At 60.3% G+C, this 26,872-nt stretch carries 27 protein-coding genes; 13 read left to right on the forward strand and 14 right to left on the reverse strand.

Going from position 1 to position 26,872, the window contains the following annotated elements; genetic code table 11:
* Positions 1-9: 9 nt before the first annotated feature.
* Both ABID12_RS06060 and ABID12_RS06065 read right to left on the reverse strand, forming a co-directional pair.
* Entirely contained in the window at positions 10-954 is a 945-nt protein-coding gene (locus ABID12_RS06060) for an acetyltransferase domain-containing protein (RefSeq protein ID WP_354433491.1), read from the reverse strand.
* Positions 951-1,664: a DUF599 domain-containing protein gene (locus tag ABID12_RS06065; protein ID WP_354433492.1), complete on the reverse strand. Its 714-nt coding sequence runs from the start codon at positions 1,662-1,664 to the stop codon at positions 951-953. Before ABID12_RS06065 ends, ABID12_RS06060 begins: the two co-directional genes overlap by 4 nt.
* Before the next feature lie 559 nt (positions 1,665-2,223).
* Here ABID12_RS06065 and ABID12_RS06070 point away from each other — a divergent pair.
* The gene (locus ABID12_RS06070) at positions 2,224-3,636 is read left to right on the forward strand and encodes an L-serine ammonia-lyase (RefSeq protein WP_354433493.1); all 1,413 of its coding nucleotides are present in this window, start codon (positions 2,224-2,226) and stop codon (positions 3,634-3,636) included.
* 53 nt (positions 3,637-3,689) lie between these two features.
* Positions 3,690-4,124, forward strand: coding sequence for a DUF1489 family protein (locus tag ABID12_RS06075; RefSeq protein ID WP_354433494.1), 435 nt, complete (start codon positions 3,690-3,692; stop codon positions 4,122-4,124).
* A 286-nt stretch (positions 4,125-4,410) separates the two neighbouring features.
* Here ABID12_RS06075 and ABID12_RS06080 read toward each other — a convergent pair whose 3' ends face one another.
* From ABID12_RS06080 to ABID12_RS06095, 4 genes are all read right to left on the reverse strand, one after another.
* On the reverse strand, positions 4,411-5,187 hold the full coding sequence (locus tag ABID12_RS06080) for an amino acid ABC transporter ATP-binding protein (protein WP_106304921.1): 777 nt from the start codon (positions 5,185-5,187) through the stop codon (positions 4,411-4,413).
* A 24-nt stretch (positions 5,188-5,211) separates the two neighbouring features.
* Entirely contained in the window at positions 5,212-6,333 is a 1,122-nt protein-coding gene (locus tag ABID12_RS06085) for an amino acid ABC transporter permease (protein ID WP_435528183.1), read from the reverse strand.
* Between the two features lie 34 nt (positions 6,334-6,367).
* Positions 6,368-7,561, reverse strand: a complete 1,194-nt coding sequence (locus ABID12_RS06090) for an amino acid ABC transporter permease (protein WP_354433496.1) — start codon at positions 7,559-7,561, stop codon at positions 6,368-6,370.
* 97 nt (positions 7,562-7,658) lie between these two features.
* Positions 7,659-8,687 carry an amino acid ABC transporter substrate-binding protein gene (locus tag ABID12_RS06095; protein ID WP_106304913.1) on the reverse strand — a complete coding sequence of 343 codons (1,029 nt, stop codon included), beginning with the start codon at positions 8,685-8,687 and terminating at the stop codon, positions 7,659-7,661.
* A gap of 370 nt (positions 8,688-9,057) precedes the next feature.
* Here ABID12_RS06095 and ABID12_RS06100 point away from each other — a divergent pair, with 370 nt between their 5' ends.
* A complete protein-coding gene (locus ABID12_RS06100; protein ID WP_319517144.1) occupies positions 9,058-10,245 on the forward strand; it encodes a cystathionine beta-lyase in 1,188 nt (395 codons plus the stop codon).
* Between the two features lie 66 nt (positions 10,246-10,311).
* Here ABID12_RS06100 and ABID12_RS06105 read toward each other — a convergent pair whose 3' ends face one another.
* The 3 genes from ABID12_RS06105 to ABID12_RS06115 form a co-directional block, all read right to left on the reverse strand.
* On the reverse strand, positions 10,312-11,061 hold the full coding sequence (locus ABID12_RS06105) for an SH3 domain-containing protein (protein WP_354433497.1): 750 nt from the start codon (positions 11,059-11,061) through the stop codon (positions 10,312-10,314).
* 136 nt (positions 11,062-11,197) lie between these two features.
* Entirely contained in the window at positions 11,198-12,370 is a 1,173-nt protein-coding gene (locus ABID12_RS06110; RefSeq protein WP_354433498.1) for an FAD-dependent monooxygenase, read from the reverse strand.
* 57 nt (positions 12,371-12,427) lie between these two features.
* Positions 12,428-12,673, reverse strand: a complete 246-nt coding sequence (locus ABID12_RS06115; protein WP_106304901.1) for a zinc-finger domain-containing protein — start codon at positions 12,671-12,673, stop codon at positions 12,428-12,430.
* A 147-nt stretch (positions 12,674-12,820) separates the two neighbouring features.
* On the opposite strand from ABID12_RS06115, the gene ABID12_RS06120 reads away from it, so the two are divergent.
* The 4 genes from ABID12_RS06120 (at position 12,821) to ABID12_RS06135 (ending at position 16,055) form a co-directional block, all read left to right on the forward strand.
* Entirely contained in the window at positions 12,821-13,600 is a 780-nt protein-coding gene (locus ABID12_RS06120; protein WP_354433499.1) for an alpha/beta fold hydrolase, read from the forward strand.
* A 124-nt stretch (positions 13,601-13,724) separates the two neighbouring features.
* A complete protein-coding gene (cysE, locus tag ABID12_RS06125; RefSeq protein WP_319520424.1) occupies positions 13,725-14,552 on the forward strand; it encodes a serine O-acetyltransferase in 828 nt (275 codons plus the stop codon).
* 97 nt (positions 14,553-14,649) lie between these two features.
* Positions 14,650-14,859: a DUF3126 family protein gene (locus tag ABID12_RS06130; protein WP_106304892.1), complete on the forward strand. Its 210-nt coding sequence runs from the start codon at positions 14,650-14,652 to the stop codon at positions 14,857-14,859.
* Positions 14,860-15,233: 374 nt separating this feature from the next.
* Entirely contained in the window at positions 15,234-16,055 is an 822-nt protein-coding gene (locus ABID12_RS06135) for a sulfite exporter TauE/SafE family protein (protein WP_106304889.1), read from the forward strand.
* Positions 16,056-16,059: 4 nt separating this feature from the next.
* On the opposite strand, the gene ABID12_RS06140 is transcribed toward ABID12_RS06135, so the two are convergent.
* Both ABID12_RS06140 and cobS read right to left on the reverse strand, forming a co-directional pair.
* A complete protein-coding gene (locus tag ABID12_RS06140) occupies positions 16,060-16,761 on the reverse strand; it encodes a TIGR02281 family clan AA aspartic protease (protein WP_354433500.1) in 702 nt (233 codons plus the stop codon).
* 84 nt (positions 16,762-16,845) lie between these two features.
* Positions 16,846-17,625, reverse strand: coding sequence for an adenosylcobinamide-GDP ribazoletransferase (gene cobS / locus ABID12_RS06145; RefSeq protein ID WP_354433501.1), 780 nt, complete (start codon positions 17,623-17,625; stop codon positions 16,846-16,848).
* 107 nt (positions 17,626-17,732) lie between these two features.
* Between cobS and cobT the strand changes: the two genes are divergently transcribed.
* Both cobT and ABID12_RS06155 read left to right on the forward strand, forming a co-directional pair.
* Positions 17,733-18,746 (forward strand): nicotinate-nucleotide--dimethylbenzimidazole phosphoribosyltransferase, encoded by a 1,014-nt coding sequence (gene cobT, locus ABID12_RS06150; protein ID WP_354433502.1) that lies wholly within the window; start codon positions 17,733-17,735, stop codon positions 18,744-18,746.
* 185 nt (positions 18,747-18,931) lie between these two features.
* The gene (locus ABID12_RS06155) at positions 18,932-19,300 is read left to right on the forward strand and encodes a diacylglycerol kinase (protein ID WP_354433503.1); all 369 of its coding nucleotides are present in this window, start codon (positions 18,932-18,934) and stop codon (positions 19,298-19,300) included.
* A gap of 9 nt (positions 19,301-19,309) precedes the next feature.
* On the opposite strand, the gene ABID12_RS06160 is transcribed toward ABID12_RS06155, so the two are convergent.
* Both ABID12_RS06160 and ABID12_RS06165 read right to left on the reverse strand, forming a co-directional pair.
* Positions 19,310-19,813 carry a GNAT family N-acetyltransferase gene (locus ABID12_RS06160; protein ID WP_354433604.1) on the reverse strand — a complete coding sequence of 168 codons (504 nt, stop codon included), beginning with the start codon at positions 19,811-19,813 and terminating at the stop codon, positions 19,310-19,312.
* A gap of 23 nt (positions 19,814-19,836) precedes the next feature.
* Positions 19,837-21,603, reverse strand: a complete 1,767-nt coding sequence (locus ABID12_RS06165; protein ID WP_354433504.1) for a sensor histidine kinase — start codon at positions 21,601-21,603, stop codon at positions 19,837-19,839.
* Positions 21,604-21,749: 146 nt separating this feature from the next.
* On the opposite strand from ABID12_RS06165, the gene ABID12_RS06170 reads away from it, so the two are divergent.
* The 4 genes from ABID12_RS06170 to thrS all read left to right on the forward strand — a co-directional run bounded on the left by ABID12_RS06170 (position 21,750) and on the right by thrS (position 25,883).
* A complete protein-coding gene (locus ABID12_RS06170; protein WP_435528171.1) occupies positions 21,750-22,382 on the forward strand; it encodes a uracil-DNA glycosylase family protein in 633 nt (210 codons plus the stop codon).
* 99 nt (positions 22,383-22,481) lie between these two features.
* Positions 22,482-22,967, forward strand: a complete 486-nt coding sequence (locus ABID12_RS06175; protein ID WP_354433506.1) for an Lrp/AsnC family transcriptional regulator — start codon at positions 22,482-22,484, stop codon at positions 22,965-22,967.
* A gap of 110 nt (positions 22,968-23,077) precedes the next feature.
* A complete protein-coding gene (locus ABID12_RS06180) occupies positions 23,078-23,764 on the forward strand; it encodes an outer membrane protein (protein WP_354433507.1) in 687 nt (228 codons plus the stop codon).
* 145 nt (positions 23,765-23,909) lie between these two features.
* The gene (thrS, locus tag ABID12_RS06185; protein WP_354433508.1) at positions 23,910-25,883 is read left to right on the forward strand and encodes a threonine--tRNA ligase; all 1,974 of its coding nucleotides are present in this window, start codon (positions 23,910-23,912) and stop codon (positions 25,881-25,883) included.
* 83 nt (positions 25,884-25,966) lie between these two features.
* On the opposite strand, the gene ABID12_RS06190 is transcribed toward thrS, so the two are convergent.
* Positions 25,967-26,767, reverse strand: a complete 801-nt coding sequence (locus tag ABID12_RS06190; RefSeq protein WP_354433509.1) for a glycosyltransferase family 25 protein — start codon at positions 26,765-26,767, stop codon at positions 25,967-25,969.
* Positions 26,768-26,872: the final 105 nt, after the last annotated feature.

Here is a 26,872-nt window from a genome sequence, read left to right on the forward strand (position 1 = left end):
GGCCTTTTCCTAACGAATGCTGCATGACATCGCTATTCGCCCGAGTGCAACCGCATCCCCGTCGTCGGTCTGGTTGCGCATCAGCGGGCCCAACAGACCTTCCTGCTTCAAGGACTCAAGCGTGCAGCTGCAATAGGATTGGCAAAAGGCCGCGTCGTCGGTCGCTTCGCAACTCGCCTGACAGCTGGAAAGATATGCCGGTGCAAGATCCGGCGGCAGCACGAGTGTTGCCGCATAGACAAGGCCGAACAGCAGTGGCTGGTGCACAAGATAGAAGATCAGGCTGTGACGGCCGAAAAAGGTCAGCAGGTTTTCTGTCTTCGGAAGCTGCCTTTGCTGCTTCAGCCAGGAAAGCGTGAGCTTCGAGACAGCAAGGCCTGCCAGAAACGGCCCGATCCACGGCAGGAGCGGTACATAGTCGTTCGAGGACGGCGGATGTGCGGCCATGCCGATCCAGGCGAAGTACCATGGATCAAGGGTGTCGAAGCTAATGACGTGCGGCAGCAATGTCGCGGCCACGGCAACGACCAGCGTTATGACGGCCGGCACATGCCGAAACAGCAACCCGATGATCGACGCCGCGGCGATGGCATGGAGAATGCCGAAATAGATGAGCGCGTTGGGTGTGGAGAAATACGACACGATGGTGATGGCGATGCTTGCCAGCACCAGAATGCCGAGGCGTTTTGCGAACGCTTCAAGCCTGAGCGATTTTCCATGTGCCATCCAGAGGCTGTAGCCCGCCAGAAACAGAAAACTGCCGGCAATCAGATGGGCGAAAATTGCCCAGCCGCCGCGCGTTGAAAGGCCCGACGGCACATAGCCGAAGAAATCGAGGTCCCAGGTGAAGTGGTAGACAGCCATGGCCACCAGCGCGATACCGCGGGCGGCATCAATGGCATGGATCCGGCGACGGCGTTTCGCCCCGGTATCGGGCGTTGGAATATCGCTCATTCTGCATCCCCGTTTTCGGAAAGCGTGGCCTGGAGGATGGTCTTGCGCGCATCCGAGAAATATTGGCGGCGCAGCAGGATCGTGAACACGAATGCCGTGGACGCCATGAAGAAATAGGGGCCGAGGAACCAGCCGAGATAGCCGATCGACAGAAAGATTGCGCGCAGGCCGGTGTTGAAATGGCGCGCGGCGATGATGTTGACCTCTGCGACCCGTTCGGCCATGCGCGCCAAGGTCTGCCGGTCTTCAACTGCCGTCGCGCCCATGGGCAGGCCGCCGAACAAAATGGTGTTGTAGTTGAACAGCCGGTAGGACCATCCGAACTTGAAGAAGGAATAGCCGAAGATCGCGGCCAGCCCGCAGGCTTTCATTTCGAAGGCCGCGCGTGTGCTCGGTATCAGGCCGGGCAAATCGTCAAACAGCATCTGCGCGGTGTCGGCTTCGCCCATCAGCGCGAAACAGCCGCCGATTGCGAAAATCGAAGTCGATGCGAAAAAGGCTGTTCCGTTCTGAAGCCCCGAGAGAATCTGGGTGTCGATCATGCGTAGATCGCGCGCCAGTGCCGTCTGCATCCAGCGCTTCCTGTGGATCAGCATGGCGCCGGTGAGGCTTTGGCGTTTGATCAGTGCAAAGCGTCCGCTGACCAGCCCGTCGAAAACGAACCAGCAGCCAAGAAAAAAGCAAAGCGCGACAAAGTCTGTGCCTGTCATGAATCCGGCTCTCGAGAAAACGGCTTTTTTACGGCGCCAACAATGGGTTGGCAGCCGATGTTGTGACGCGACATGCTTGTTGTGTCGGCAGACCGGGGGGAATGCAAGCACGGATTTTCGAAATTTATTGAAATACCCCGTTGCAGATTGTGTGACAGTTTAATAAAGCGATAACCATCAGTGCACATCCTCCCAAAAAGTGCACTAGGGTCAAGACAATCGGAGCTATTATGGAAGACACCGCGCACAAGTCCTGCTGGGGTGTAACCCTGCGGGCTGTTATCGGTTTTGGTGCTGTCCTCGGACTTGCCTATCTCATTGTCGCTGTTTGATCAGCTTGTGAATTTTTCCTGAAGCAACGGCGGTCTTCCATAAGGTCGCCGTTGTTTTTGTTTCTGATATCCTCGTTGTTGACCTGCGCTTGCCGAAACGGTGGCTCTCTCACCGGTTTCGTGTCGTGAACCGATGCGCGTATGTCGGTTCAGGGCGCGTCCGTCGGCTGTGTCTGCCGCCTAATCGGCAACAGGATATATCTATGTAAGACGATGGAGAGATCGGCGTGTTTCTGTCCGTTTTCGAGGTTTTCAAGATCGGTATCGGTCCATCGAGTTCCCATACGATGGGGCCGATGTCGGCCGCCAATCGTTTTCTCGACCTTCTGGTATCGAGCGACTGGCCGCGGCCGGTCGGTGCGGTGGTCACGCATTTGCAGGTCAGTCTGCACGGTTCGCTGGCCTATACCGGCGTCGGCCATGCCACCGATCGTGCCGTCATTCTCGGGCTTGCCGGCGAGCGGCCGGATACGGTCGATCCGGACCGGATGGACGCGGTTATCGCCGCAATCCGTGAAGCCGGAGCGGTGGAGCCGCCGGGGCATCCCGCCTATGGTTTCGACTGCGATGCGGATGTGATATTCGACAAGAAGGAACCATTGCCGGGCCATGCCAACGGCATGACCTTCTATGCGCTCAATGCCGACGGTGCGGTTCTGCTGCGGCAGATTTATTATTCCGTCGGCGGCGGTTTCGTGCTGACCGATACCGAACTGGCGGCCTGGAAAGAGCAGAAGGACTTTCCCGCTGGCGAAAGCGATGCGGAAAAGGTCCCCTTTCCGTTTCGCTCGGCGGTCGAAATGCTGGATATGGCAAAGCGCTCCGGCATGACCATTGCCGCCATGAAGCGCGCCAACGAGGAAGCGCGCATGGGCCGGGCAGAGCTCGACCGGGGTCTTGATGCGCTGTGGGATGCGATGGACGGCTGCATCGATCGCGGGCTGCAGGGCGAGGGCGTGTTGCCCGGCGGGCTGAAGGTGCGCCGTCGCGCCGGCCAGCTTTACGACAAGCTGTCGCAGGCCACGCTTTCCAACCAGTTCGATCCGCTGATGGCCAATGACTGGCTTTCCATGTTCGCGATGGCGGTGAACGAGGAAAATGCCGCCGGCGGACGCGTGGTTACCGCGCCGACCAATGGCGCGGCCGGCGTCGTGCCCGCGACCTTGCGTTATTTCAGCGAATTCCAGAATTCCGCCGGAAAGGCGGGCATTCGCGATTTTCTGCTGACGGCGGCAGCCGTCGGCGGCATCATCAAGACCAATGCCTCGATCTCGGGCGCGGAAGTCGGCTGTCAGGGCGAGGTCGGGTCTGCCTCGGCCATGGCGGCAGCGGGGCTTGCGGCCGTCATGGGCGGCACGCCGGAACAGGTGGAAAATGCCGCCGAAATCGCCCTCGAACATCACCTTGGCATGACCTGCGACCCGATCGCCGGCCTGGTGCAGGTGCCCTGCATCGAGCGCAATGCGCTGGGCGCGGTCAAGGCGGTCACGGCCGCCTCGCTGGCGCTGAAGGGCGACGGCACCCATTTCGTGCCGCTCGACAATTGTATCGAGACCATGCGCCAGACCGGCAATGACATGCACGAAAAATACAAGGAAACCTCCACCGGCGGTCTTGCCGTCAATGTGGTGGATTGCTGATCTCCGGCGCATGAATGCCTTGACGCATGCGCCACGCCGCGCTTGATAGAGGCATGAGCCTTCATCTTCTGAAATTATGCGTCGGCGCGACCGGGATTGACGATTTGCGCGGCTGGGTATCGCAGCGTTCCATGGCGGCGATTGCCGCCGGTCTGGAGCCGCATACCGTGCACACCACGCGGATGACCCCGAAGCGGCGCGACGAACTGCTCGACGGCGGTTCGCTCTATTGGGTGATCAGCGGCCAGATCCGCGCGCGTCAGGCGCTGCTCGACATCACCAACCACACAGACGGGGAGGGGATCCAGCGCTGCGATCTGGTGCTTGCCCCGCAGGTGGTCGATACCGTTCCGGTGCCGCGCAAGCCGTTTCAGGGCTGGCGCTACCTGAAAGCCGAAGACGCCCCCCGCGACCTCGATTTCGGCGACGGCGGCGACGAAATGCCGGATGAATTACGGGCCGAACTGGCAGAGCTGGGGTTGCTTTGATCCGGCCATAAAAGCAGGCCGGAAAGCGCGCCTTTTTTGGACAAACCTTTCTTCCTTCACTGCGTCATCCTCCGGCTTGACCGGAGGATCCAGGGCAATACGACGAACGTTTGCAAAAGCGGATTTGTGCTCAAGGCACTGCGCCGAATGGATGCTCGGGTCAAGCCCGAGCATGACGCCTGTGAGGCGGCCGGCTTCGATGTGAACCTCTACGGCTTCGACTGTGTCAGCAATTCAGCGGGCCGCTGAGCCCGCCTTTTCCATCTCGCTCTGCTGTCGTCCCGCTTCAGTGCAAAATCTGGCTCAGGAACAGCTTGGTGCGTTCATGCTGCGGGTTGTCGAAGAATTCGTGCGGTGAATTCTGTTCGACGATCTGGCCCTGGTCCATGAAGATCACGCGGTTGGCGACCTGGCGGGCAAAGCCCATTTCGTGGGTCACGCACAGCATGGTCATGCCTTCCTCGGCAAGGCCGACCATGGTGTCGAGCACTTCCTTGATCATTTCAGGGTCGAGCGCGGAGGTCGGCTCGTCGAACAGCATGATCTTCGGGTTCATGCACAGCGAGCGGGCAATCGCCACGCGCTGCTGCTGGCCGCCGGAAAGCTGGCCGGGATATTTGTCCGCCTGCTCGGGGATTTTTACCCGGGTCAGGTAGTGCATCGCGATTTCTTCCGCTTCCTTCTTCGGCATCTTGCGCACCCAGATCGGCGCGAGCGTACAGTTTTCCAGGATCGTCAGATGCGGAAACAGGTTGAAGTGCTGGAACACCATGCCGACCTCGCGACGGATTTCATCGATCTTCTTCAGATCGTCCGTCAGCTCGATATTATCGACGATGATATTGCCCTTCTGGTGTTCTTCCAGTCGGTTGATACAGCGGATCATCGTCGATTTGCCCGAACCCGAGGGCCCGGCGATGACGATGCGTTCGCCCTTCATCACCTTCAGGTTGATGTCGCGCAGGACGTGAAAATCGCCATACCATTTGTTGACGTGGATCATCTCGACCGCAACCTCGGTATCCGAGACGGTCATGTGAGAAGTGTCGACGGTTTCTACCATGAATTTATCCTCAAATACGCGAAGCTAGCTTCGGTGACCGGTGTCGAGATGGCGTTCCATGAAGCTGGAATAGCGCGACATGGCGAAGCAGAAGATGAAGAACACGAAGCCGGCGAAGATCAGGCCGGTGATCGGCGTGACCGGCGAGGCCCAGCTTGAGTCGGTGAAGTTGAACTTGATGATGCCGAGCAGATCGAACATGCCGATGATCGAGACCAGCGAGGTGTCCTTGAAGATCGAGATGAACTGGTTGACGATCGCCGGAATGACCAGCTTGATCGCCTGCGGCAGGATGACGAGACGCATGGTCTGCCAGTAGCCGAGCCCGAGCGAGGCGGCCCCTTCGAACTGTCCCTTGGGCATGGCCTGCAGGCCGCCGCGAATGGTCTCGGCCATATAGGCGGAGATGAACAGCGACACGCCGACGATGGCGCGCAGGAACTTGTTGATGGTCATGCCTTCCGGCAGGAACAGCGGCAGCATCACGCTCGCCATGAACAGGATGGTGATCAGCGGCACGCCGCGCACCACCTCGATGAACATGATCGACAGCGTCCGCATCACCGGCATTTTCGAACGCCGGCCGAGCGCCAGAATGATGCCGAGCGGCAGCGATACGGCGATGGCGAAATAAGACAGGATCAGGGTGACCATCAGCCCGCCCCAGTCCGACGTGTCAACGACCGGAAGGCCGAAGACGCCACCATAAAGGATGAAGAAGGCGAAGATGGGCAGGATGATGAACAGCGCCAGCGCGTTCCAGCCCTTGTGCGGCGCCTTCGGCATCAGCATCGGGATCAGCAATGCGGTGAACACGATGCCGATGAGAATCGGTCGCCACATCTCGGGGTCCGGATAGCGCCCGAACATGATCTGATCGAACTTGGCCCCGATGAAGGCCCAGCAGGCGCCGCTCCAGCCATCCGGCTGAGCCCCGCCCTGGGCAATCGTTGCGCAGGCTGTGCGGTCGGTGCCGGTCCAGGCCGCGTTGATGAACAGCCATTCCACCACGGGCGGCACAGCCCAGATCAGAAACACGATCGCGATGATCGACAGAAATGAATCTTTCGGACTGGCGAACAGATTGGTGCGCAGCCAGAGCGCTGCGCTGCCTTCTTTTTGCGGCGCAGGTTGCTGTTCCTGCATTTCCTTGCGGACATATGCGATTTCGTGCGCCATCTTATCTCTCCACCAGGGCCATCTTGGCGTTGAACCAGTTCATGAAGATCGATGTCAGAATGGAAAGCGTGAGGTAGATGATCATCCAGATGGTCACCACCTCCACGGCCTGTCCGGTCTGGTTCAGGACCGTCTTGCCGACGGCGACGATATCGGCATAGCCAATGGCGACCGCGAGCGAGGAGTTCTTGGTCAGGCTCAGATATTCACTGGTCATCGGCGGAATGATGATGCGCATGGCCTGCGGCACGACGACGAGGCGGGTAACCTTGCGCGGATGCAGGCCGAGCGCGTTGGCCGCTTCCGTCTGGCCCTTGGCGACGCCAAGGATGCCGCCGCGGATGATCTCCGCCATGAAGGCGGCGGTATAGAGCGACAGCGCCAGATAAAGCGACATGAATTCCGGGCCGAGCACCGCGCCGCCCTGCAGGTTGAAGCGGCCCTTGACCGGAATGTCGAACGTGACCGGCATGCCGGCGATGAAATAGCCGAGGACCGGCAGCACGATCAAAATCGCAAGGCTGGAGAGAAAAGTCGGAAATTGCTGACCGGTGGCCATCTGGCGCCGTCTTGCCCAGATGTTCATCGCGATGATCAGAACGACGGCAGCGATGGTGGCGACGCCGATCAGCCATGAGCCGGGGCCGAACACCGGGCTCGGGAAGGCGAGGCCGCGATTGTTGAGATAGATATCGAGCGGCAGCGACAGCGAGTCGCGGGCGGCCGGCAGCAGCGCCAGAACGCCGGTATAGAAGAAGAAGATGACCAGCAGCGGCGGAATGTTGCGGAACACCTCGACATAGACCTGGCTGAGCTTGGCGATCAGCCAGTTCGAGGACAGCCGCCCGATGCCGACGATGAAGCCGACGATTGTCGCCGTGATGATCCCCGCCACCGACACGATGATCGTGTTGACGATGCCGACCATGAGCGCACGGCCGTAGGACATGTCATTATTGTAGGGGATCGGAATTTGCGCGATGTCGAAACCGGCGCGATTGTCGAGGAAGCCGAAGCCTGACGCGATACCGGCGGCCTGGAGGTTTCGAATTGTGTTGTCGGTGACCCACCAGACGAAGGCAACGACTGCCAGAACCGTTACGAACTGGTATACGAAGCCGCGGACGGCGGGATTGTAAACAAGTGCGGCAACCCGCGACTCCTGAAAAGGAGCGTTGCTTGACGTTTCAGCCATATTTTCCCCGGTTGCCCGTGTTGGGCTATTTTTATGGGAGCACAGGGCAGGTGACCGCCCTGTGCCGGATCCGAGACAATATCAGAACAGATCGCGCTTAGCGGATCGGGGGGCCATACTGCAGGCCGCCATTGGTCCACAGAGCGTTGAGGCCGCGTTCGATCTTCAGCTCGCTGCCCTGGCCGACATCAGCTTCGAAGACTTCGCCGTAATTGCCGACGGTCTTGATGATGTTGTAGGCCCATTTTTCGTCGAGGCCGAGATCGGCGCCCATCTTGCTGTCGGTTTCGGTGCCGAGCAGGCGCTTGATACCCGGATTGTCCGAGGATTCAGCGATTTCGTCGACATTTTCCGAGGTGATGCCGAATTCTTCGGCATTGACCATGGCGAAGTGAACCCAGGAGACGACGTCGCCCCACTGGTCGTCACCCTGGCGCCATGCCGGGCCGAGCGGCTCCTTGGAGATGATTTCCGGCAGAATGATATAGTTGTCCGGGTCCGTCAGCGTCAGACGGATGCCATAAAGGCCGGACTGGTCGGTCGTGTAGACATCGCAACGGCCCTGGTTGAAGGCGTTGTTGACGTCTTCGAGCGCTTCGAAAACGACCGGATTGTATTCCATATCATTCGACGCGAAGTAGTCGGCGAGGTTCAGCTCGGTCGTGGTGCCGGACTGGACGCACACGGCCGCGCCGGAAAGCTCCTTGGCGGACGAAACGCCGAGATCCTTCGGAACCATGAAGCCCTGGCCGTCATAGTAGTTGACGGTGCGGAAATCGAGGCCCAGCGAAGTGTCGCGGGAAAGCGTCCAGGTGGTGTTGCGCGTCAGCACGTCGACTTCGCCGGACTGAAGTGCCGGAAAGCGGTCGGTGGCGGTCAGAGCAACGAACTTGGCCTTCGACGGATCGCCGAAAATGGCCGCTGCGATGGCGCGGCAATAGTCAACGTCGAGACCGGACCAGTTCCCCTCGCTGTCAGGCGCGGAAAAGCCCTGGAGGCCCGTGCTGACTCCGCAGGTGACATTTCCCTTTTCCTTGACGTCGTCGAGCGTCGCGGCCGAAGCACCCTGGACCCCGAGGCCGAAGACTGCTGCGCCGAGAGCGACAGACAGAAGCGTCTTTTTCATTTTCCCAACCTTTGTTTATCGTTGAAATCTTAAGTTGCGCCTTTCACTGGTAGCCTCCAGTCAAGCAGCGACAACTGCCCGCAAACCCCTCGGTGCGAGCCCGTGTATCACAGTCGTAATTTTCCAGATGGTCAATACTCGCCATTGAAAAATGGACTGAATTTGCGAAAAACGTCCACTTTCGGTCAAAAAATGTGCAGGTAGATAAAAACTGGGCAAAGCTGTGCTGGTAATTCGGGCAGGTATTCCTGATATTAGTCTAATCCTTTAGTCGTAGTTTTTGTTTTTATATTTGCCGCTTGACCACCCGGCGTCGACGATTCAAAACACGGGGCGACTGCACTTTCCCACAACTCAGCGGAACATCCTCATGGCTTCACAAAAGACTGCCGGCAAAGGTACCGGCGATAATACCAATCTCGCGCATGCCGGCCATGATCCGGAAACATTCTACGGCTTCGTCAACCCGCCGGTCGTGCATGCCTCGACGGTGCTGTTCCCCGATGCGAAAACGGCCGTCGGCGGAACCCAGAAATATACCTACGGCACCCATGGCACCCCGACGACGGATGCGCTGTGCGCGGCGCTGAACACGATCGAGAATGCCGCCGGCACGCTGCTCTATCCCTCGGGGCTGGCTTCCATCACCATGCCCTGGCTTGCTTTCCTGTCGCCCGGCGATCACATCCTGATCGTCGATTCGGTCTATGATCCGGCCCGTCGCTTTGCCGATAACGTGCTGAAGCGCATGGGGGTCGAGGTCGAATACTATCATCCCGCTCTCGGCCTTGAGGTCGAGAAGATGTTCCGGCCCAACACCCGCATCTTTCATACCGAGGCGCCGGGGTCGAACACGTTCGAGATGCAGGATATCCGTGCCCTGTCGGATCTGGCCCACGCGAAGGGCGCCATCGTCTCGATGGACAATACCTGGGCAACGCCGCTTTTCTTCAAGCCGCTCGACTTCGGCGTCGATCTCTCGCTGAATGCGGCTACCAAATATCCCTCCGGCCACTCGGATATTCTGATGGGGACGGCGTCGGCAAACGAACGCTGCTTTGCGCAGCTTGAGGAACATTACACCTGGACCGGCATGTGCGCCGCGCCCGATGACAGCTACCAGATCCTGCGCGGGCTTCGCACCATGGGCGTGCGGCTCGCCCATCACCAGAAAAGCGCGTTTACCGTCGCGCGCTGGCTTGAAGAACGCCCGGAAGTCTCGCGCGTGCTGCATCCGGGGCTGCCGTCATTTCCCGGTCACGATATCTGGAAGCGCGACTTCAAGGGCGCCAGCGGGCTGTTCTCCTTCGTGCTGAAAGCGGAGGAGGGCGCGTTCCGCCGTCGTCAGCACGCTTTCCTCGATGCGCTCGACATTTTCGGGATCGGTTATTCGTGGGGCGGATATGAATCGCTGGCCGTGCCGGTCAACCTTTCCAACCGCACCGTCTGCACCGCGCCCGAGGATGGCCCGGTCATCCGCCTGCAAATCGGACTTGAGGATGTCGACGACCTGATGGCGGATCTGGAAAAGGGGCTTGCTGCGGCGTCTGCTGCTTAAGTTCAGTCGCAACAGCGAACGTAAAAAGGCCGGCGGCCCGGGGAGGGCGCGCCGGTCTTTTTTTGATCAACGGCGCTCGAAGCGCCCTCCACCGTGGGGACGTCCTCCCGGGTGCATCGAAGGACCGCGACGCACGGGACCGGGGCCGCGCATCGCCGGCGGTCGGCCGGGCGGCGGGCCGGCGTGATCGCGGCGCGGCGGTCCGTAATACGGCGGGCGGTGCTGCGGTGGCGGGCGGTGCTGCGGCGGACGTGCGCCGGGCGGCGGACGGTGCGGCGGCGGGCCTGTATGCGGCGGCGGTGCGCCCCAGCCGGGACGGTAACCGGGCGGCGGTCGCCATCCGGGCGGTGGGCCGCCCCATCCCGGCGGCGCACGCCAGCCCGGCGGAGGCCGGTAGGGGCGTGGCTGTGGCGGCGGCGGGTATCGGCCCCAGGTCGGATACCACGGATAGCCGCGATAATACTGGTCCCAGTAGGAGCGCGAGTAGGCCGTAATCGCGATCCCCGTTGCAAAGGCAACCCCCGGGTTCAGCACCTGGCGCTGTCCCTGATAGACCACGTTGATGTAGTGCGCCGACATCCAGCCGCGGTAATTGGCATAGGACACGTCGCACCAGCTGTAGTCCGCAAGGCAGCCATTGTTGAGGATGGAGGCACCTGCCGGCACGACCGTGATGGCCGGATAGGAGGTCGAGGGACCGGCGCGAAGATTGACGTTGGAGGTCGCATAGGCCCGAACCGCCGCCTCCGCCTGAAAGGCGAAAAGTGTCGCGGCGATCGCGATGCCGGTTGATGTGATGAAAGTGCGGAGTTTCATGTTTCGGTGATCCCCGTTGCATAATGCCGGCAAAGCCAGTGGCATTGCGGCAACATCGCCAGTCTAGGACCGGCAAGCTGAAACGAAGATGAACGAAATGCCCGCCACGGCGGGCAGATTGATGAAATTCGCGGGTTCAGATTCGGTCGAGACCATAGGCCTCGTAACCGTAGAGCCAGTCGAGTTCCCCGGCGAGCGAATCGGGCGTGCGCAGTTTCAGCACGACATCGCGTCCGAGCCTGAACGGCCCTGCTGCGTGATAGGCGAACTTGTTGAGGTTGGTGCGTTTGCGCAGGGTTGCAAGGCGCGGTTTACGGCGGGCGACAAAGGCATCGAACGCTTCCGGCACTGCCATCGATGACGACAGGTAGGCGGCAAGCTCGAAGCCGTCCTCGATCGCCATCGCCGCCCCTTGCGCCGAAAACGGCATCATTGCATGGACCGCATCGCCGATTGCGATTGTATCGCGTCCGTTGTGCCAATGGCCTTCGCCGACCTCATAAAGCGGCCAGAAGGTGGGTTTGTCGGCGGAAAACAGGTTGGTCAGGTCCGGGTGCCAGCCCTTGAAATGGCGTTCCAGCGCTGTTTTCCAGCTGCTGTCCACCTCGGTGTGCCAGGCCTCGCCCGCGCTCGCACCGGAAGCGATGGCCACGAGATTGAAGCCGCCGACATCGCGCAGCGGGTAGGCGACAAGATGGGCCATCGGCCCCATATAGGCTGTGACGCTTTCGCGTTTCAGAAATCCCGGCGCGTCTTCCGACGACAGCACGAAACGCCAGGCGATATTGCCGGAAAATCTGGCTTCCGGCGCGCCCTTGATCTGGCGGCGGCTGTGCGACCAGACGCCATCGGCGCAGATGATGATGTCGGCGGGTTTTTCCGTTCTGGCGGCCAGAAGGGACTCATTGGCCTTGTCGATTCGCGTGCCGAGTTTCAGGGAGCACAGCGGCTCTGCGGCAACGGCATGGATGAGCGCCGATTGCAGGGTCGAGCGGTGGAGCGTGCCATAGGGGGCGCCCCAGCGCGTGCGGGCCTCGCCGACAGGCACGCTGGCGACCTGGCGCAGGGTCTTCCCGGAGGCCAGCGTGACCGCCTCCGGTTCGCGCCACTGGCTCTCGAGCCGTTCAAGCACGCCGATCTTGGCAAGGCAGCGCGCGGCGTTTGGCGAGACCTGCAGACCGGCGCCGACTTCGGTCAGCTCGTCGGCCTGTTCGAATATTTCGCTGGAAATGCCATGGCGTGCAAGCGCCAGCGCTGCGGTCAGGCCCGCAATGCCGGCGCCGATGATGGCTGCATGTGCAATCGTCATTTTCTCCTCCCGACCCTTCGCCACGCAACGACGAACCCAGCGCGCGGAAGGGAAAGGTCAGGCAGCGTCGACGTGGTAGGCGCAGCCGGGCGGATTGGTTTCCTCGCCGTGAAGCGCAGGCGAGAACTTGTAGAGCGTGGAGCAATAGGAACAGACGGCCTCGTCATCGTCGCCCATGTCGATGAAGATATGCGGATGATCGAAGGGCGCGGATGCCCCCACGCACATGAATTCCTTGACGCCCACCTCGATGGTTCTGTGTCCGTCGTCGTTCTTGAAATGGGCGATCCCGTGGCCAGCCATGATTATCTCCGGTTCCTTGAGCTTTCGGCCCGGACACTATAACTCTTCGCGGCAAATGTGTAGTACCCGAATTGCGTTGCAGCGCGGTTTTGAATGACCGTTTCTGCCAGGCCTTTCGGTCCGATGTCGATAACGGAGCAGACGGCAATGAACCTCAATCTTCCGCAATTCAGTTCGTTCACCCATGACGGGCTCAAACTGGCCTATTTCGACGAGGGCGAGGGCGTGCCGGTGCTTCTGATTCACGGTTTTGCGTCGACGGCAGCGGTCAACTGGGTGCATCCGGGTTGGCTGAAGACGCTTGGCGATGCCGGCTACCGGGTGATCGCGCTCGACAATCGCGGCCACGGACAAAGCGACAAGCCGCATGACCCGGCTGTCTACTATCCGGCGATGATGGCCGAAGACGCCGTCGCGCTTCTCGATCATCTCGGCATCGAAAGCGCCCATGTGATGGGCTATTCGATGGGCGCGCGGATTTCGGCCTATCTGGCGCTTGCCAGGCCGGAAAAGGTGCGCGCGCTGGTGTTCGGCGGTCTTGGTATCGGCCTGTGCGACGGGGTGGGCGATTGGGATGCGATCGCGGCTGCCCTGCGGGCGCCGTCCCTTGATGACGTCACCGACGAGAAGGGCCGCATGTTCCGCACCTTTGCCGACCAGACGAAGAGCGACCGCATGGCGCTTGCCGCCTGTATCGAAACATCGCGCCAGAACATTGCGCGCGAAGAGATCGGCAAGATCGCGGCGCCGACCCTGATCGGCGTCGGTACCAAGGACGATCTGGCGGGCTCGCCGCAAACCCTGGCCGGCCAGATGCAGAATGCCATCGCGCTCGACATTCCCAACCGCGACCACATGCTGGCGGTCGGCGACAGGGTGTTCAAGAAGGCGGTTCTGGAATTCCTGGCCGGGCAAAACGAGGACTGACACGAGAATATGATGGCCGGCGCATTTGTATTCGTGCCGCAGTGATCTATATTCGCGCTCGAAGCGACTTTCGTTGGAAGGACAGTTGCCGCAAAGACCGGCGCCGAAACCACAGGAGGCCACGATGGCCGCACACCCCGACAAGAGCAGTCACGAGACAAACCTTATGGCGGTCGACCCGATCTGGGCGAGCCTGAGGGCGGAGGCTCAAAGCGCCCTGGAAAAGGATCCGATCCTTGCCGCGTTTCTGTATTCCACGATCCTGAACCACAGCTCGCTGGAAGACTGTGTCGTCTATCGCATCTGCGAGCGGCTCGACCATCCCGATATCCAGGCCATCCTGCTGCGCCAGACTTTCGACGAGATGCGCCGGGATTGGCCGGAATGGGGCGATATCCTGCGTGTCGACATTCAGGCGGTTTATGACCGCGACCCGGCCTGTTCGCGTTTTATGGAGCCGGTGCTCTATTTCAAGGGATTTCACGCGATCCAGACCCACAGGCTGGCGCACTGGCTGTGGCACAAGGGCCGTCAGGACTTTGCGCTTTATCTGCAAAGCCGGTCCTCCAGCGTGTTCCAGACCGATATCAACCCGGCTGCGAAGATGGGCAAGGGGATTTTCCTCGACCATGCAACGGGGCTTGTCGTCGGCATGACGGCGACCGTCGGCGACGATGTCTCGATCCTTCAGGGAGTTACGCTCGGCGGTACCGGCAAGGAGACCGGCGATCGTCATCCCAAGATCGGCCACAGCGTTCTGATCGGCGCCGGCGCCAAGGTGCTTGGCAATATTACCGTTGGCGATTGTTCACGCATTGCCGCCGGCTCTGTGGTGCTGAAACCGGTGCCGGCCAGTTCCACGGTTGCAGGCGTTCCGGCCCGGGTCATCGGAACGGCCGGTTGTTCGGACCCCGCCCGCTCGATGGATCAGCTTATCGGTTCGGATGACTGATACAGCCGGTTCTCTGCTTGCCACTTGCGCATTTGCATTCTCGGCATTGGCGTGTCACAAGCGCGCCAACACCTGAAGACCAGACGGAGTTCATCCCTTGAAACCAGACGAAATCAAAAAGCTCGACTCCTATTTCAAGCGCATGTTCGGCCCCCTCTTTGCTGTTCGCGCACGTCCGCGCAAGGACGATTCCTGCGAGGTCTATCGCGAGGATGAGTTCATCGGCGTGATCTATCTCGATGATGAAGACGGTGACCGATCCTTCAACTTTTCGATGGCGATCCTCGACGTCGATCTCGACCCCTGATCACATCGCAGCTTTTGTGAAACAAAAACGGTCGCTTTCGGCGGCCGTTTTTGCGTTTGCGGGGATGTTCGGTCGGGTAAAGCCATCAAAAATGCCGGCTCCTGGAAGAGCCGGCATCAGGAAAAGAAAAAAGACTTGGTGATCCGAAGTCGTTTCGAACAGAAATACTCAACAGGCGCGGGCGGAATATAAAATGTCGATAAAAACCGTGTCGGAAGGCGCTGTTGCAAATATAAACAGGCAGCCTGCATCTCCGTTTGCCCTGACAACGGGATAGTGTAAGAAGATCACGCTTTAATGACATATCGGCCGGTTCCGAAGCTATATTTCCGAACGCTCCGATTGCGCCTGAAAGGTCTACAAGAGGAATACGCATGCCTCCGGTTTCCGAAATCCTGCAACTTGTCGGACTGCTGGCCGTTGCCGGCTGTGTTGCCGGCTTCCTGGCCGGCCTGTTCGGCATTGGCGGCGGCGCCGTGCTGGTGCCGGTCTTCTATCAGGCCTTTGCCATGGCCGGCGTAGACGAAAGCATTCGCATGAAGCTGTGCGTGGGCACATCGCTCGCCATCATCATCCCGACATCGCTCAGGTCATTTCAGTCGCACTATCGCCGCGGGTCGGTCGACATGAAACTGTTGCGCCAGTGGATACTGGCCGTGCCCTTCGGTGCGATCGTTTCGGTTCTGGTCATTGCCTATTCGCCGAGCGATGTGCTGCGCGCCGCCTTTGCGGTGATCACATTGCTGATCGGCTTGAAAATGCTTTATCCGGGGGCGGCCCGCTGGCGTCTGGGAGAAGATTTGCCCAAAAATCCCGGGCTTTTCGGTGTCGGCTGGCTGATCGGTCTTCTGTCCGGCCTGATCGGCATTGGCGGCGGCACGCTCAACAATACCTTCATGACGCTTTATAACCGGCCGATCCATCAGGCGGTGGCCACGTCTGCCGGTGTCGGCGTGCTGATCTCGCTGCCGAGTTTCGTCGGCAATATCATTGGCGGTTGGGGGCATCCCGGGTTGCCGTTGTTTTCCACCGGCTATGTGAACTGGGTTGCCGTGGCGCTGATCATTCCGATCACGATGCTGATCGCACCGCTTGGCGCGCGCGCCGCGCATGCGGTCTCCGACCGTGTGCTGACTGCCGGTTTCGGCATTTTCCTGCTGACGATCTCGGCGCGGTTCTTCTACTCTTTCTTCTGAGGTGTCAGTCCGTCAGGCGCAGTTCGTCGGAGCGCATGTCGACGGAGGTCAGCGTGCTGAGAAAGCTCATGCCGAGCAGGCTTTCGGAAAGCCTGCCTTCTCCTGCCACCATCGCCCGGACATTGCGCCGCACGAGCGGGCCGACGGCGACGCTATCAAGCGTGACCGGTGCTGCAAGCGCTGTGCCGTTTGCCGTTTGGACCGTGGTCATGTAGCTGAGCGACTGCACATCGATGCCGACCCGTTCGGCGTCGTTTGCCGTCAGGGTTATCCGGCTTGCGCCGGTATCGACAAGCATCGGCAGGCTGACCCCGTCGACCACCACATTGGCGGAAAAATGGCCGTTTCGCCCTTTGCCGATGATGACCTGTTCCGCGCCGTTGACGGTCGTGGTGGTCATCGTCATACCCGGCACGAGGCCACCGAAGAGGCGTGCGCCGATGTCGCGGAAATCATTGCGGAAGATGTAGGCAGCGGCAATCACCAGCAGGATTGCCGCCCAGATCAGCAGCGACTGGAAGACATAGCCGAAATTGCACTGTCCCTGCAGAACGCCGGCGGCGACCAGCACGAGCAGCGGCGACAGCCAGAGCGCGGAGGCGAATTCGTCATTGGCGAGCCCGAGCGTATTGCCATCTCCGCCGGTGACCATCAGCATGATCATGCCGACAGCAACGATCGCAATCAGAATCCAGAACAGGCGCACGGCATTCTCCCCTTGTCCAACGCGACAGGCGGGCAGGGTGGTACTCAGGTCCCGCGATTGTCTGTTCTGACCGGATATCGGGTTTCAGACAAGAATGACAAGGGCGATGAGGAAAACGGTTTCGCCGATCTGCGCGATGGCGCCAAGCGTATCGCCGGTGTGGCCGCCGATCCGGCGCCTGACAAAGAAGGTGAAGGCGTAAGCCGAAACGGCAAGCGCGACTAAGGCGAAGAGGGCGGGCACCAGTGCTCCGGCAAGCGCACTGGCCAGGGCAACGATGACGAGGCTGATGATGGCCGCACACAAGGTGTTGTTCTTGTCCGGCCGTCCAAGCGTGGCCGCCACGCCGTCGGCACGCGCCAGCGGAAGGGCATACCACTGACGGACCATGACGGCCCGTCCTGCTGCAGCCGCGGCAATGAAAAGCAGCGCCGCATTTTCAGGCCCCTTGGCAACCAGCATGGCCAGTGCCGTTGCTCTAAGCGTGATCGACAGCACAAGGGCAAGCGTGCCATAGGCGCCGGTCCGGCTGTCCTTCATGATGGCCAGCACGTCATCGCGCGTCCTGCCGCCGAAAAGCCCGTCTGCGGAATCGGCAAGGCCATCCTCGTGTAGCCCGCCGGTGACCAGCAGACTTGTGGCGATTGCCGAAAGCGTGGACAGAAGCGGGCCTGCGCCAAGCGCGCTGAACAGCACGAGAACGAGCGCCGGCAGAACCATGGCGAGGGATGCAACCAACGGAAATGCCCAGGCGGCCCGTGCGCCTTCCGGCTTTTCTGTCTGCATGCCTGCGGGCAGAGGATACCTGGTCAGGAAACCTGTCGCCGTGGCAAGATCTGTCACAACGCGATTCCATCTCGTCATGTTAGCGCTTCCATCAATACTGTCACCTTGAGTATGTGATTATTGCAGACTATGACAACGCTGAATAGACCTTATTTAGACTATTCGTAAAAAAGGACTTACATTCCATGGACGCCCAACACCCCTTCGATGACTTCCGTTCTCTGCTAGAGGCGTTGCCTGCGGCCGACACTCCTGCTCTGGCAGCGGCCCGCAAGCGTAACTCCTTGCTCACGAAACCGGAAGGGGCACTCGGGCGGCTGGAAGAGATCGCCATGTGGCTGGCCGCCTGGAGCGGGCGCGCGCCTGCGGTCCACAGGCCGATGGTTGCCGTTTTTGCGGGCAATCACGGCATTGCCGAGGAGAACATTTCGCCCTTTCCGACGACCGTGACACAGCAGATGGTCGGCAATTTCGAGAAAAACGGGGCGGCGATCAACCAGATCTGCGCCACGGTCGATCTCAGCCTCAAGGTTTTCGATCTGGCGCTCGATTATCCGACCGGGAATATTACCGTCGAACCGGCCCTTTCCGAGCGCGATTGCGCGGCGACCATGGCCTACGGCATGGAATCCGTGGCCGGCGGCGTCGATCTTCTCTGCCTCGGCGAAATGGGGATCGGCAACACCACGATTGCGGCTGCGCTCTGCTATGGGCTCTATGGCGGCTCGGCTGCCGACTGGGTGGGGCCCGGTACGGGGGCAGAAGGCGAGATGCTGGAGCGCAAGATTGCTGCCGTGGAAAAGGCCGTTGCCTTTCACAAGGACCATCTTTCCGACCCGCTGGAATTGCTGCGCCGTCTTGGCGGGCGTGAATTTGCGGCAATCGCCGGCGCCATCATTGCCGCGCGGATGCAGAAAGTGCCGGTGCTGCTCGACGGTTTTGCCGTTACGGCTGCGGCAGCCGTTCTGAAGGCCGCCAACCCTTCAGCAATCGACCATTGCATGATCGCCCACGTCTCTGCCGAGCCGGGGCATCTCAAGCTGATCCAGAAGCTTGGCAAGACACCGCTGCTGGCGCTGGGCATGCGCCTTGGCGAGGGAACGGGGGCCGCGCTTGCGGCAAGCCTGGTGAAGTCGGCAGCCGCCTGCCATACGGGCATGGCAACGTTCGAGGAAGCCGGCGTTTCGGGACGGGTATGATCTCTTCCGGTGTGCTGCCGCGCGCGTCTTGACCGCGGCAGCATGCGGGCCACGTCCCATGCTTCATGACCGGTGTTTTCAGGCATTAACATGCGTTTCCGGTGCGGCATCAAACACTTGTCGCGAACCTGTTACACTTCGATGACAGATTGCGCCGACCTGAAGACCTGCCGGGAGACGATGTCATGGCTGAACCGCCGATCGAGAAAGAAACGGGCTTTCGCCATTTGCTGGCGGCGGGTGGCTATTCCTGGCAGGGTTTTCTGCGGTTGCTGAAGGAGGAAGCCTTCCGCCATGAACTGATCGGCTTTGTCATCGGCCTGGCCGCATTCGCGCTTGTTGGTGCGAGCGGCGTTGAGTTCATGATTTTCGTTATCCTGATGTTCAGCCTGTTCGCCGCCGAATCGCTGAACACGGCCGTTGAGGAGATCATCGACCGTGTGTCTCCGGAGCGGTCCGTCGAGGGCAAGCACGCCAAGGACCTCGGATCGTTCGCCACATTCTGCCTGATTTGCAGCAATGTCATCTATGCCGTCTATGTCGTCTTCTTCTAAGCGCGGCTTTCACGGTTGCTGGTGACGGTAGACAAGTGTCGTCGGCGTGGGGCGTTTGGCCCTCTCGTCAAGCGTTGCGCCAAGCCGGACGGCAAGCGCGACGGAGCGGCGGTTGGCAGGCGCGATATAGCTGACGAAGCTTTTTTCGGAGCGCATGCGAAAGCCCCATTCGAGCATGGCGGTCGCCGCTTCCCTTGCATAGCCATGTCCTTCGGCCGCCTCATAGACGAACCATCCCAGTTCCAGTTCGGGAAACAGCGGGCCCTTGCAAAGCGCGACCTGACCCAGAACCGCACCGCTTTCCTTGTCCTCGAACATCAGGCCCCCGTGTCCGAAAAGCTGCCATTGCGCGACGTCGTTGCAGAAATAGGACCACGCCGTTGCAGGCGTATGCGGACCATCCATGAATGCCGCGCGCGGCGAGGCGAGAAAGGCGAGGTAATCCGGCCAGTCATCAAAACGGAGCGCACGCAGCCGAAGGCGACTGGTCTCAAGTTGCGGGATATCGATCATCATGTCTGCTAAGCTTTCGGCGGTCAGGCCGCGTTTGCGGCTTCGCGATGCTCGCTCTCGCGCTCCCGATCCAGCGCCTCGATGATTTCCGCCTCGAGCTGCGCTTCGATCTGAAGATCGGCCTCCGAGGCTTCCACACTGTCGTGCTGGTCATCATTGGCGATTTTGCGGGCGCGCCGTTTCAGGGCGGCGGCCAGTCGGTCGCGGCCGCTGTGGGGTGCGGTCCGGGGATGGTTTTGCCCGGTCTCGATCTCGAGACTTTCGGGGACGAATGGCATGGCGCTTTCCGGCGAAAGCGGAAGGGCCACATCGGTTTCGGCAATCGAAAGCTTCGCTTCCGGCAGATTGGTCACACGGGCGTGCGGCAGGGCAATGCTTGCCAGCGTGCCATGGCCCGGCGTCGATTGCAGCAGCAGTTCACCCTGATGCGCTTCGATCAACTGACGCACGATCGAAAGGCCGAGGCCGAAGCCTTCGACATCGGCTGTTTCCGCCCCGCGCGAAAACGCTTCCGTTGCCGCAGAAAGGGCTGACTCGTCCATGCCGCATCCATAGTCGCGCACGCTCAGATATTGTCCGCCGTCCGCCGTATTGCCGGCAGTAACCAGGATGTCAGCGCCTTCGGCGGAAAATTTTATGGCATTCGACAGCAGGTTGATCAGCATCTGCTTGACCGCACGCCCGTCCGCCATGACCGGGGAAAGCCGTTCTCCGGCATCGCAATGGATCGAGATCGCCCGGGCGGCGACCTCGGTGCCGACCATGGCCACGGAAGCGTCGATGACATCGACCAGATAGACCGGCTGCTCGACAAGCCTGTAGCCGCCGGCTTCCAGCCGCGAGAGGTCGAGAACACCGTCGATCATGTCGAGAAGATGCGTGCCGGAACTGTGAATATCCGAGGCGTATTCCCTGTAATAAGGGTTCTTCAGCGGCCCCATCATCTCTTCCTTCATGATTTCCGAAAACCCGATGATGGCGTTGAGAGGGGTGCGCAGATCATGCGACATTGCGGCCAGAAAGGCGGCTTTGGCCTGGTTTGCCTTTTCGGCGGTTTCCGCTGCCGCCTCGGCCTTTTCAAGGCTTTCGGTGAGGCGCCGGTTCAGCGCATCCTTCTCGCCTTCCTGGGTCTGTAATGCCTTGCTGCCTGCGGCAAGCTGGTCGCTGAAATGGGCGATGAACACCATGACAACGGCAAGCGCTGCGGCAAGGCCGATGTCGAAAGGCGCGCGGCTTTGATAGGCGATTGCGCCGAAGGCGATGATCGCCGGCATGAAGACATGCCAGGTGGCCTTGGGCAGGGCCATGGCGCCCAGCGCCAGCATTGACAGCGCGACAATCACCATGGTGCCCTTGAAGAAGGGGAAGGCCGCACCGGTGCAGGCATTGCAGTTCAAAAGCGCGGTCAGCGCCCAGGCCCCGCCGGCCAGCCAGTAGGCGGCGATGACGCGGTTGTTCCATTTGGCAAGCGATGCGGCATCCCGGCCTTCGCGGGCGGCATTGCGGATGATGGTGAAGGCGACGCCGTGCAGGACAAGTGCTGCAAACGCCCAGACGGCAAAGATCAGGTCCTTGCCGATATAGAGAAAGCCGACTGCGGTGATGACCAGAGCGATAGCGACAGCGGGGATGCCTTTTTCGATGACGGAGAGCGCGTGCCGGAAGGTTTCGGCCGACAGCGTTTCCCCAGCAAAGCCGGGGGCTTTCGGATCAGGTCCTGCGTCGCTGTCCTGAGGGGCATGACGCTGGAACATATCGCGTTTCATGTGGACCTCGCTACGGTTCGCCATCGCAAATCTCGGTTCTCGCTGATAAGGAGATTACGAACGAATTGTTAAGAAATGCTTCCCGTAAAGGATTTGTTAGCCTTGTTTTTTAATCGGGCTGTAATCTTTATGTCTCCGGCGGCCGGGGTTTTCGGCCGGGCGTGCGACCTGTGAGCGTGGGTGAACAGCAAACGCTGGCGGATGAAATCGCAGCCTGCCGGATCTGTCGTGACTGTCCCGCCGGCGGCGCGGAACGCCGCCTGCCGCATCAGCCGCGTCCGGTGGCAATCCTGTCGTCCACCGCGCGTGTCCTGATTGCCGGGCAGGCGCCGGGGCTGCGCGTGCACGAGACCGGTATCCCGTTCAATGATCGCTCCGGTGACCGGTTGCGCGCCTGGATGGGGATCGACCGTACGGCATTTTACGACCCGACCCGGTTTGCGATCCTGCCCATGGGGTTCTGTTTTCCGGGCTATGATGCTCGCGGCAGCGACCTGCCGCCGCGAAAGGAATGCGCGCCGCAATGGCGCCAGCAGGCCATGGCGGCGATGCCGCAGATCGAACTGGTCCTGGCGATCGGCATGTATGCGCAGAAATGGCATATGGGGCCGGCCAGCCGGAAGACGCTGACGGAAACCGTGCGCAACTGGCGCGAAAGCTACTTTGCCAACCGCGCGCCGCGCATCCTGCCGCTGCCGCATCCAAGCTGGCGCAACACAGGCTGGCTGAAGAAGAACCCGTGGTTTGAAGACGAGGTGCTGCCGGAACTGAAGGCGGTGGTGCGGCTTTATACCAGCGATTGATCCGGCGTTTACTCATAGCGGCTTTCTGCATGTGCAAAATCAGCTTTTATCTGTCTGGAATTTTGCTATAACGGCAAAAATTTTTTACGGAGAGCGAATATGGATCGTCTGGATAGAAAGATTTTGCGCCTGCTTCAGGAAGATTCGACTCTGGCCGTGGCCGATATCGGCAAGAAGGTCGGGCTTTCGACCACGCCATGCTGGCGTCGTATCCAGAAGATGGAGGAGGAGGGCGTGATCAAGCGGCGCGTGGCGCTGCTCGATCCGGAAAAGGTAAACGCCAATGTCGCCGTTTTCGTCGCCATCCGCACCAATTCCCATTCGACGGAGTGGCTGAAGCGGTTTTCCGAGGTGATTTCCGATTTTCCGGAAGTGCTCGAATTTTACCGCATGAGCGGTGATATCGACTACCTGTTGAGGGTCGTCGTGCCGGATATTGCCGCCTATGACGCCTTCTACAAGCGGCTGATTGCCAGGATCGAAATTCGCGATGTTTCTTCGTCCTTTGCCATGGAGCAGATCAAGTTTTCGACAGAGTTGCCGCTCGACTACATGAGGCTCGAACCCTCCAGAAACGGCGAATGATGCGATCTCCGGAAGGTTGTATGAATTGAGGCGGTGCAATCCATGAGCTGACGTTTTGTTAACCCTTTATGCGCTACTGCTTCAATAAGTCACCACGTACGGAGCCGGTCATGAAGAAACTTTCAGCGTCACTTCTCGTCTTTTACGGAGCGTCCTGCCTCCCGGCCCTTGCAGCTGATCTGGCGCTGCGTCCGCAGATCCAGCCCGCAGCCTACCAGGAAGTCTATGTTGAGGAGGTCCAGCAATGGAATGGGCCTTATGCCGGTGTGGAGGGCGGCTTCAGCTGGTCGGATGCGCGCGGCACACTGAGCGGCCTCGGTTCGGATGACACCGACTTCGATGGCGCGAACGCCACGCTTTTTGCCGGTTACAACAGGCAGATGGGCAATATCGTTGTCGGCCTTGAGGGCGATGCGAGCTACAGCTGGGGCAAACGCAGCTTCCCGACCGGCCTCGGGTTCGATTATGACCTCGGCTCCGACTGGAGCGGCAGCCTGCGCGGGCGTCTCGGTTACAGCGCCGGCAATGCGCTTTTCTATGTGACCGGCGGTGCGGCAGTCGCCAATGTCTATGCGCGAACGCACAATGTCTCCATCAGTGATACGCTGTTTGGCTACACGGTCGGGGCGGGCCTCGATTACGCCTTTACCGACAATGTCTTCGGGCGGCTCGAATATCGCTATACCGGCTATCCGGATCAGGACGCGGTGGACGACCTTGCCTCCCTGGCCGGCGTCGATGCCAAGATCAAGATGCATAACCATGCCGTGAAGGCGGGCATCGGCGTGAAGTTCTGATCCGCGCCTGCTATATCTTTCGAATCGGTCCTGCGGCTTTACGCGGGGCCGATTTTTCTTTATTGACCTGCCTCGTTGAAACGGTCGTGTCACACGGCCTGTCGTCCACCCGCATTCGTTGGCGGGACTGGTTTAAGGAGAAGATATGTCTGATCAGATTTCCCTTGTTTTTCCCGATGGCTCCAAGCGCGACTATGCCGCCGGCACGACCGGCCGCGATGTTGCCGAGTCGATTTCCAAATCTCTGGCCAAGAAAGCCGTCGCGATTGCGCTTGACGGCGAACTGCGCGACCTGGCCGACCCGGTTGAAGATGGCCGCATCGAGATCGTCACCCGCACCGATGACCGCGCGCTGGAATTGATCCGCCACGACGCCGCCCATGTGATGGCCGAGGCCGTGCAGGAATTGTGGCCCGGAACCCAGGTGACCATCGGTCCGGTGATCGAAAACGGCTTTTACTACGACTTTGCGCGCGAGACCCCCTTCACGCCCGACGATCTGCCGAAGATTGAAAAGAAGATGCGGGAAATCATCAAGCGCAATGCCGCCTTCACCAAGGAAGTCTGGCCGCGCGACAAGGCCAAGCAGGTGTTTGCCGAAAAGGGCGAGGCCTACAAGGTCGAGCTTGTCGATGCGATCCCGGAAGACCAGGACGTCAAGATCTATGCGCAGGGCGACTGGTTCGACCTTTGCCGCGGTCCGCACATGACCTCGACCGGGCAGATCGGCGATGCCTTCAAGCTGATGAAGGTGGCCGGGGCCTATTGGCGCGGCGACAGCAACAACCCGATGCTGACCCGTATCTACGGCACGGCCTGGGCTGACAAGAAGCAGCTCGATGCCTATCTCAACTTCCTCGAGGAAGCCGAAAAGCGCGACCATCGCCGGCTCGGCCGCGAAATGGACCTGTTCCATTTCCAGGAAGAAGGCCCGGGCGTCGTGTTCTGGCACTCCAAGGGCTGGCGCATGTTCCAGTCACTGACCTCCTATATGCGTCGCCGGCTTGAGGGCGAGTATGAGGAAGTGAACGCGCCGCAGGTGCTCGACACCGCACTGTGGCAGACCTCCGGCCACTGGGAGTGGTATCGCGAAAACATGTTCGCGGTCGCCTGCGCGGATGAGGAAGCCGAGGACAAGCGCGTCTTTGCGCTCAAACCCATGAACTGCCCGGGGCACGTCCAGCTGTTCAAGCATGGTTTGAAGTCCTACCGCGAACTGCCGATCCGCTATGCCGAATTCGGTGTCGTGCATCGTTACGAGCCGTCGGGCGCCATGCACGGGCTGATGCGCGTGCGCGGGTTCACCCAGGATGATGCCCATGTGTTCTGCACCGAGGAGCAACTGGCCGAGGAATGCCTGAAGATCAACGATCTGATCCTGTCGGTCTATGAGGATTTCGGCTTCGAGGAAATCGTGGTGAAGCTCTCCACGCGGCCTGAAAAACGGGTTGGCTCGGATGAGAACTGGGATCACGCCGAAGCGATCATGACCGAGGTGCTGAAGACCATCGAGGAACAGTCGGGCGGGCGCATCAAGACCGGTATTCTGCCGGGCGAGGGCGCGTTCTACGGTCCGAAGTTCGAATATACGCTGAAGGACGCGATCGGGCGCGAATGGCAGTGCGGCACCACCCAGGTGGACTTCAACCTGCCGGAACGCTTCGGTGCATTTTACATCGACTCGACATCGGAGAAGAAGCAGCCGGTGATGATCCACCGCGCGATCTGCGGTTCGCTGGAACGCTTCCTCGGCATCCTGATCGAAAACCACTCCGGCCATATGCCGCTGTGGTTTGCGCCGCAGCAGGTGGTGGTCGCGACCATTACCTCGGAGGCCGATGATTACGGCCGCAAGGTTGCGGAAAAACTGCGTGCCGCCGGTCTTTCTGTCGGAACCGATTTCCGCAACGAGAAGATCAACTACAAGGTTCGCGAACATTCGCTGGCCAAGGTTCCGGTGATCCTCGTCTGCGGCATGCGCGAAGCGGAAGAGGAAGCGGTCAACATCCGCCGTCTCGGATCGCGCGACCAGCAGTCGATGTCGCTTGCCGACGCGATCAGCATGTTGACCGAAGAGGCAACGCCGCCGGACCTGAAGCGCAAGCGCGCTCTGGTGTAGGAAAAAGAAGCAGGCGGCTGGCCTACCGGCCATGCCGCCTGTCTGTCATTGAAGCTCGATCTCCTGTCGTTACCGGACCACGTTTACGGACGGTACTCGACGATTGAACAGCGGCGGCGCGCAATCACTGCTGCGACCCTGCTGCGGATCACCGCGATCCGGTCTTTCGTTCTGTTGAAAGCGATCTCGGGCAGCGTGCGCCCGTAGGACTTCCTTTTGCCGCGCTCGGTGATGGCGGACCCCATATGAATACCGATGGGTCCGCTCTGGTCATAGGGCGTCTGAATGCAAAGAGCGGGAACCAACTGCATGACCGAAAGGCCCTGGCGGATACCTGCGCGCGGGTCGAACAGCGCCGCGTCGATCGGTACGGAAAGCCGCGCACTGCGTTCCAGCATTTTTTCGGCGCCCTGCCGTGTAATGACATAACCGGCAGAGCCGATATGACACCCGACAAGCCGCCTGACTTCATAGGCTCCGAGCCTGACTTCGGCCTGCCGGGCCATTTCCGTCGGCTTCCTGCTGGTCTCGAGCTTCACAATGTCGACTTCGGGCGGCAGCCAGTTTTCCAGATCGGCGAGAACATCTCGCGCAGCGGCGCTCAGTTCGACGTCGTCTTCAAAAACAGCGGCAGCGGGCGCATTGCTTTCCAGCAGTTTTTTCCAGGCGCAGACATGGCTGAGATAGCAGCCGATTTCACCGCATGTCATCTCCCGGCTGAACGCTGAAGGGAAGGCCGAGAGCGCCCGCATCTCTTCATTGCAGATAAGACGGGCGTCGGTTGCGGCAATGCGGGTAAACCGGATTTCCCGTGCCGCCATCATGCGTTCGATGTAGGAAAGTCGGTCGACCTCCCGGTCGAGATTGATGACAAAAGTGAGCACGGTTCCGCTTTCAAAAAAAACAATCAGTCACAACCTGCGGTTAAACAGGTCGGGCTATTGCGCATAAAAGCGGGGAAAAAGCAATAGAAACCGATGGCGGGAAGG

The sequence above is a fragment of the Martelella mangrovi genome, from assembly GCF_040545495.1.
Taxonomy (GTDB): Bacteria; Pseudomonadota; Alphaproteobacteria; order Rhizobiales; family Rhizobiaceae; genus Martelella; species Martelella mangrovi.

Bases quoted from the DNA above. Each gene is read 5' to 3' on its own strand.
- ABID12_RS06060 (WP_354433491.1), bottom strand. From the start codon at position 954: ATGAGCGATATTCCAACGCCCGATACCGGGGCGAAACGCCGTCGCCGG.
- ABID12_RS06065 (WP_354433492.1), bottom strand. From the start codon at position 1,664: ATGACAGGCACAGACTTTGTCGCGCTTTGCTTTTTTCTTGGCTGCTGG.
- ABID12_RS06075 (WP_354433494.1), top strand. From the start codon at position 3,690: ATGAGCCTTCATCTTCTGAAATTATGCGTCGGCGCGACCGGGATTGAC.
- ABID12_RS06080 (WP_106304921.1), bottom strand. From the start codon at position 5,187: ATGGTAGAAACCGTCGACACTTCTCACATGACCGTCTCGGATACCGAG.
- ABID12_RS06085 (WP_435528183.1), bottom strand. From the start codon at position 6,333: ATGCAGGAACAGCAACCTGCGCCGCAAAAAGAAGGCAGCGCAGCGCTC.
- ABID12_RS06090 (WP_354433496.1), bottom strand. From the start codon at position 7,561: ATGGCTGAAACGTCAAGCAACGCTCCTTTTCAGGAGTCGCGGGTTGCC.
- ABID12_RS06095 (WP_106304913.1), bottom strand. From the start codon at position 8,687: ATGAAAAAGACGCTTCTGTCTGTCGCTCTCGGCGCAGCAGTCTTCGGC.
- ABID12_RS06100 (WP_319517144.1), top strand. From the start codon at position 9,058: ATGGCTTCACAAAAGACTGCCGGCAAAGGTACCGGCGATAATACCAAT.
- ABID12_RS06105 (WP_354433497.1), bottom strand. From the start codon at position 11,061: ATGAAACTCCGCACTTTCATCACATCAACCGGCATCGCGATCGCCGCG.
- ABID12_RS06110 (WP_354433498.1), bottom strand. From the start codon at position 12,370: ATGACGATTGCACATGCAGCCATCATCGGCGCCGGCATTGCGGGCCTG.
- ABID12_RS06115 (WP_106304901.1), bottom strand. From the start codon at position 12,673: ATGGCTGGCCACGGGATCGCCCATTTCAAGAACGACGACGGACACAGA.
- ABID12_RS06120 (WP_354433499.1), top strand. From the start codon at position 12,821: ATGAACCTCAATCTTCCGCAATTCAGTTCGTTCACCCATGACGGGCTC.
- cysE (WP_319520424.1), top strand. From the start codon at position 13,725: ATGGCCGCACACCCCGACAAGAGCAGTCACGAGACAAACCTTATGGCG.
- ABID12_RS06135 (WP_106304889.1), top strand. From the start codon at position 15,234: ATGCCTCCGGTTTCCGAAATCCTGCAACTTGTCGGACTGCTGGCCGTT.
- cobS (WP_354433501.1), bottom strand. From the start codon at position 17,625: ATGACGAGATGGAATCGCGTTGTGACAGATCTTGCCACGGCGACAGGT.
- cobT (WP_354433502.1), top strand. From the start codon at position 17,733: ATGGACGCCCAACACCCCTTCGATGACTTCCGTTCTCTGCTAGAGGCG.
- ABID12_RS06155 (WP_354433503.1), top strand. From the start codon at position 18,932: ATGGCTGAACCGCCGATCGAGAAAGAAACGGGCTTTCGCCATTTGCTG.
- ABID12_RS06160 (WP_354433604.1), bottom strand. From the start codon at position 19,813: ATGATCGATATCCCGCAACTTGAGACCAGTCGCCTTCGGCTGCGTGCG.
- ABID12_RS06165 (WP_354433504.1), bottom strand. From the start codon at position 21,603: ATGGCGAACCGTAGCGAGGTCCACATGAAACGCGATATGTTCCAGCGT.
- ABID12_RS06175 (WP_354433506.1), top strand. From the start codon at position 22,482: ATGGATCGTCTGGATAGAAAGATTTTGCGCCTGCTTCAGGAAGATTCG.
- ABID12_RS06180 (WP_354433507.1), top strand. From the start codon at position 23,078: ATGAAGAAACTTTCAGCGTCACTTCTCGTCTTTTACGGAGCGTCCTGC.
- thrS (WP_354433508.1), top strand. From the start codon at position 23,910: ATGTCTGATCAGATTTCCCTTGTTTTTCCCGATGGCTCCAAGCGCGAC.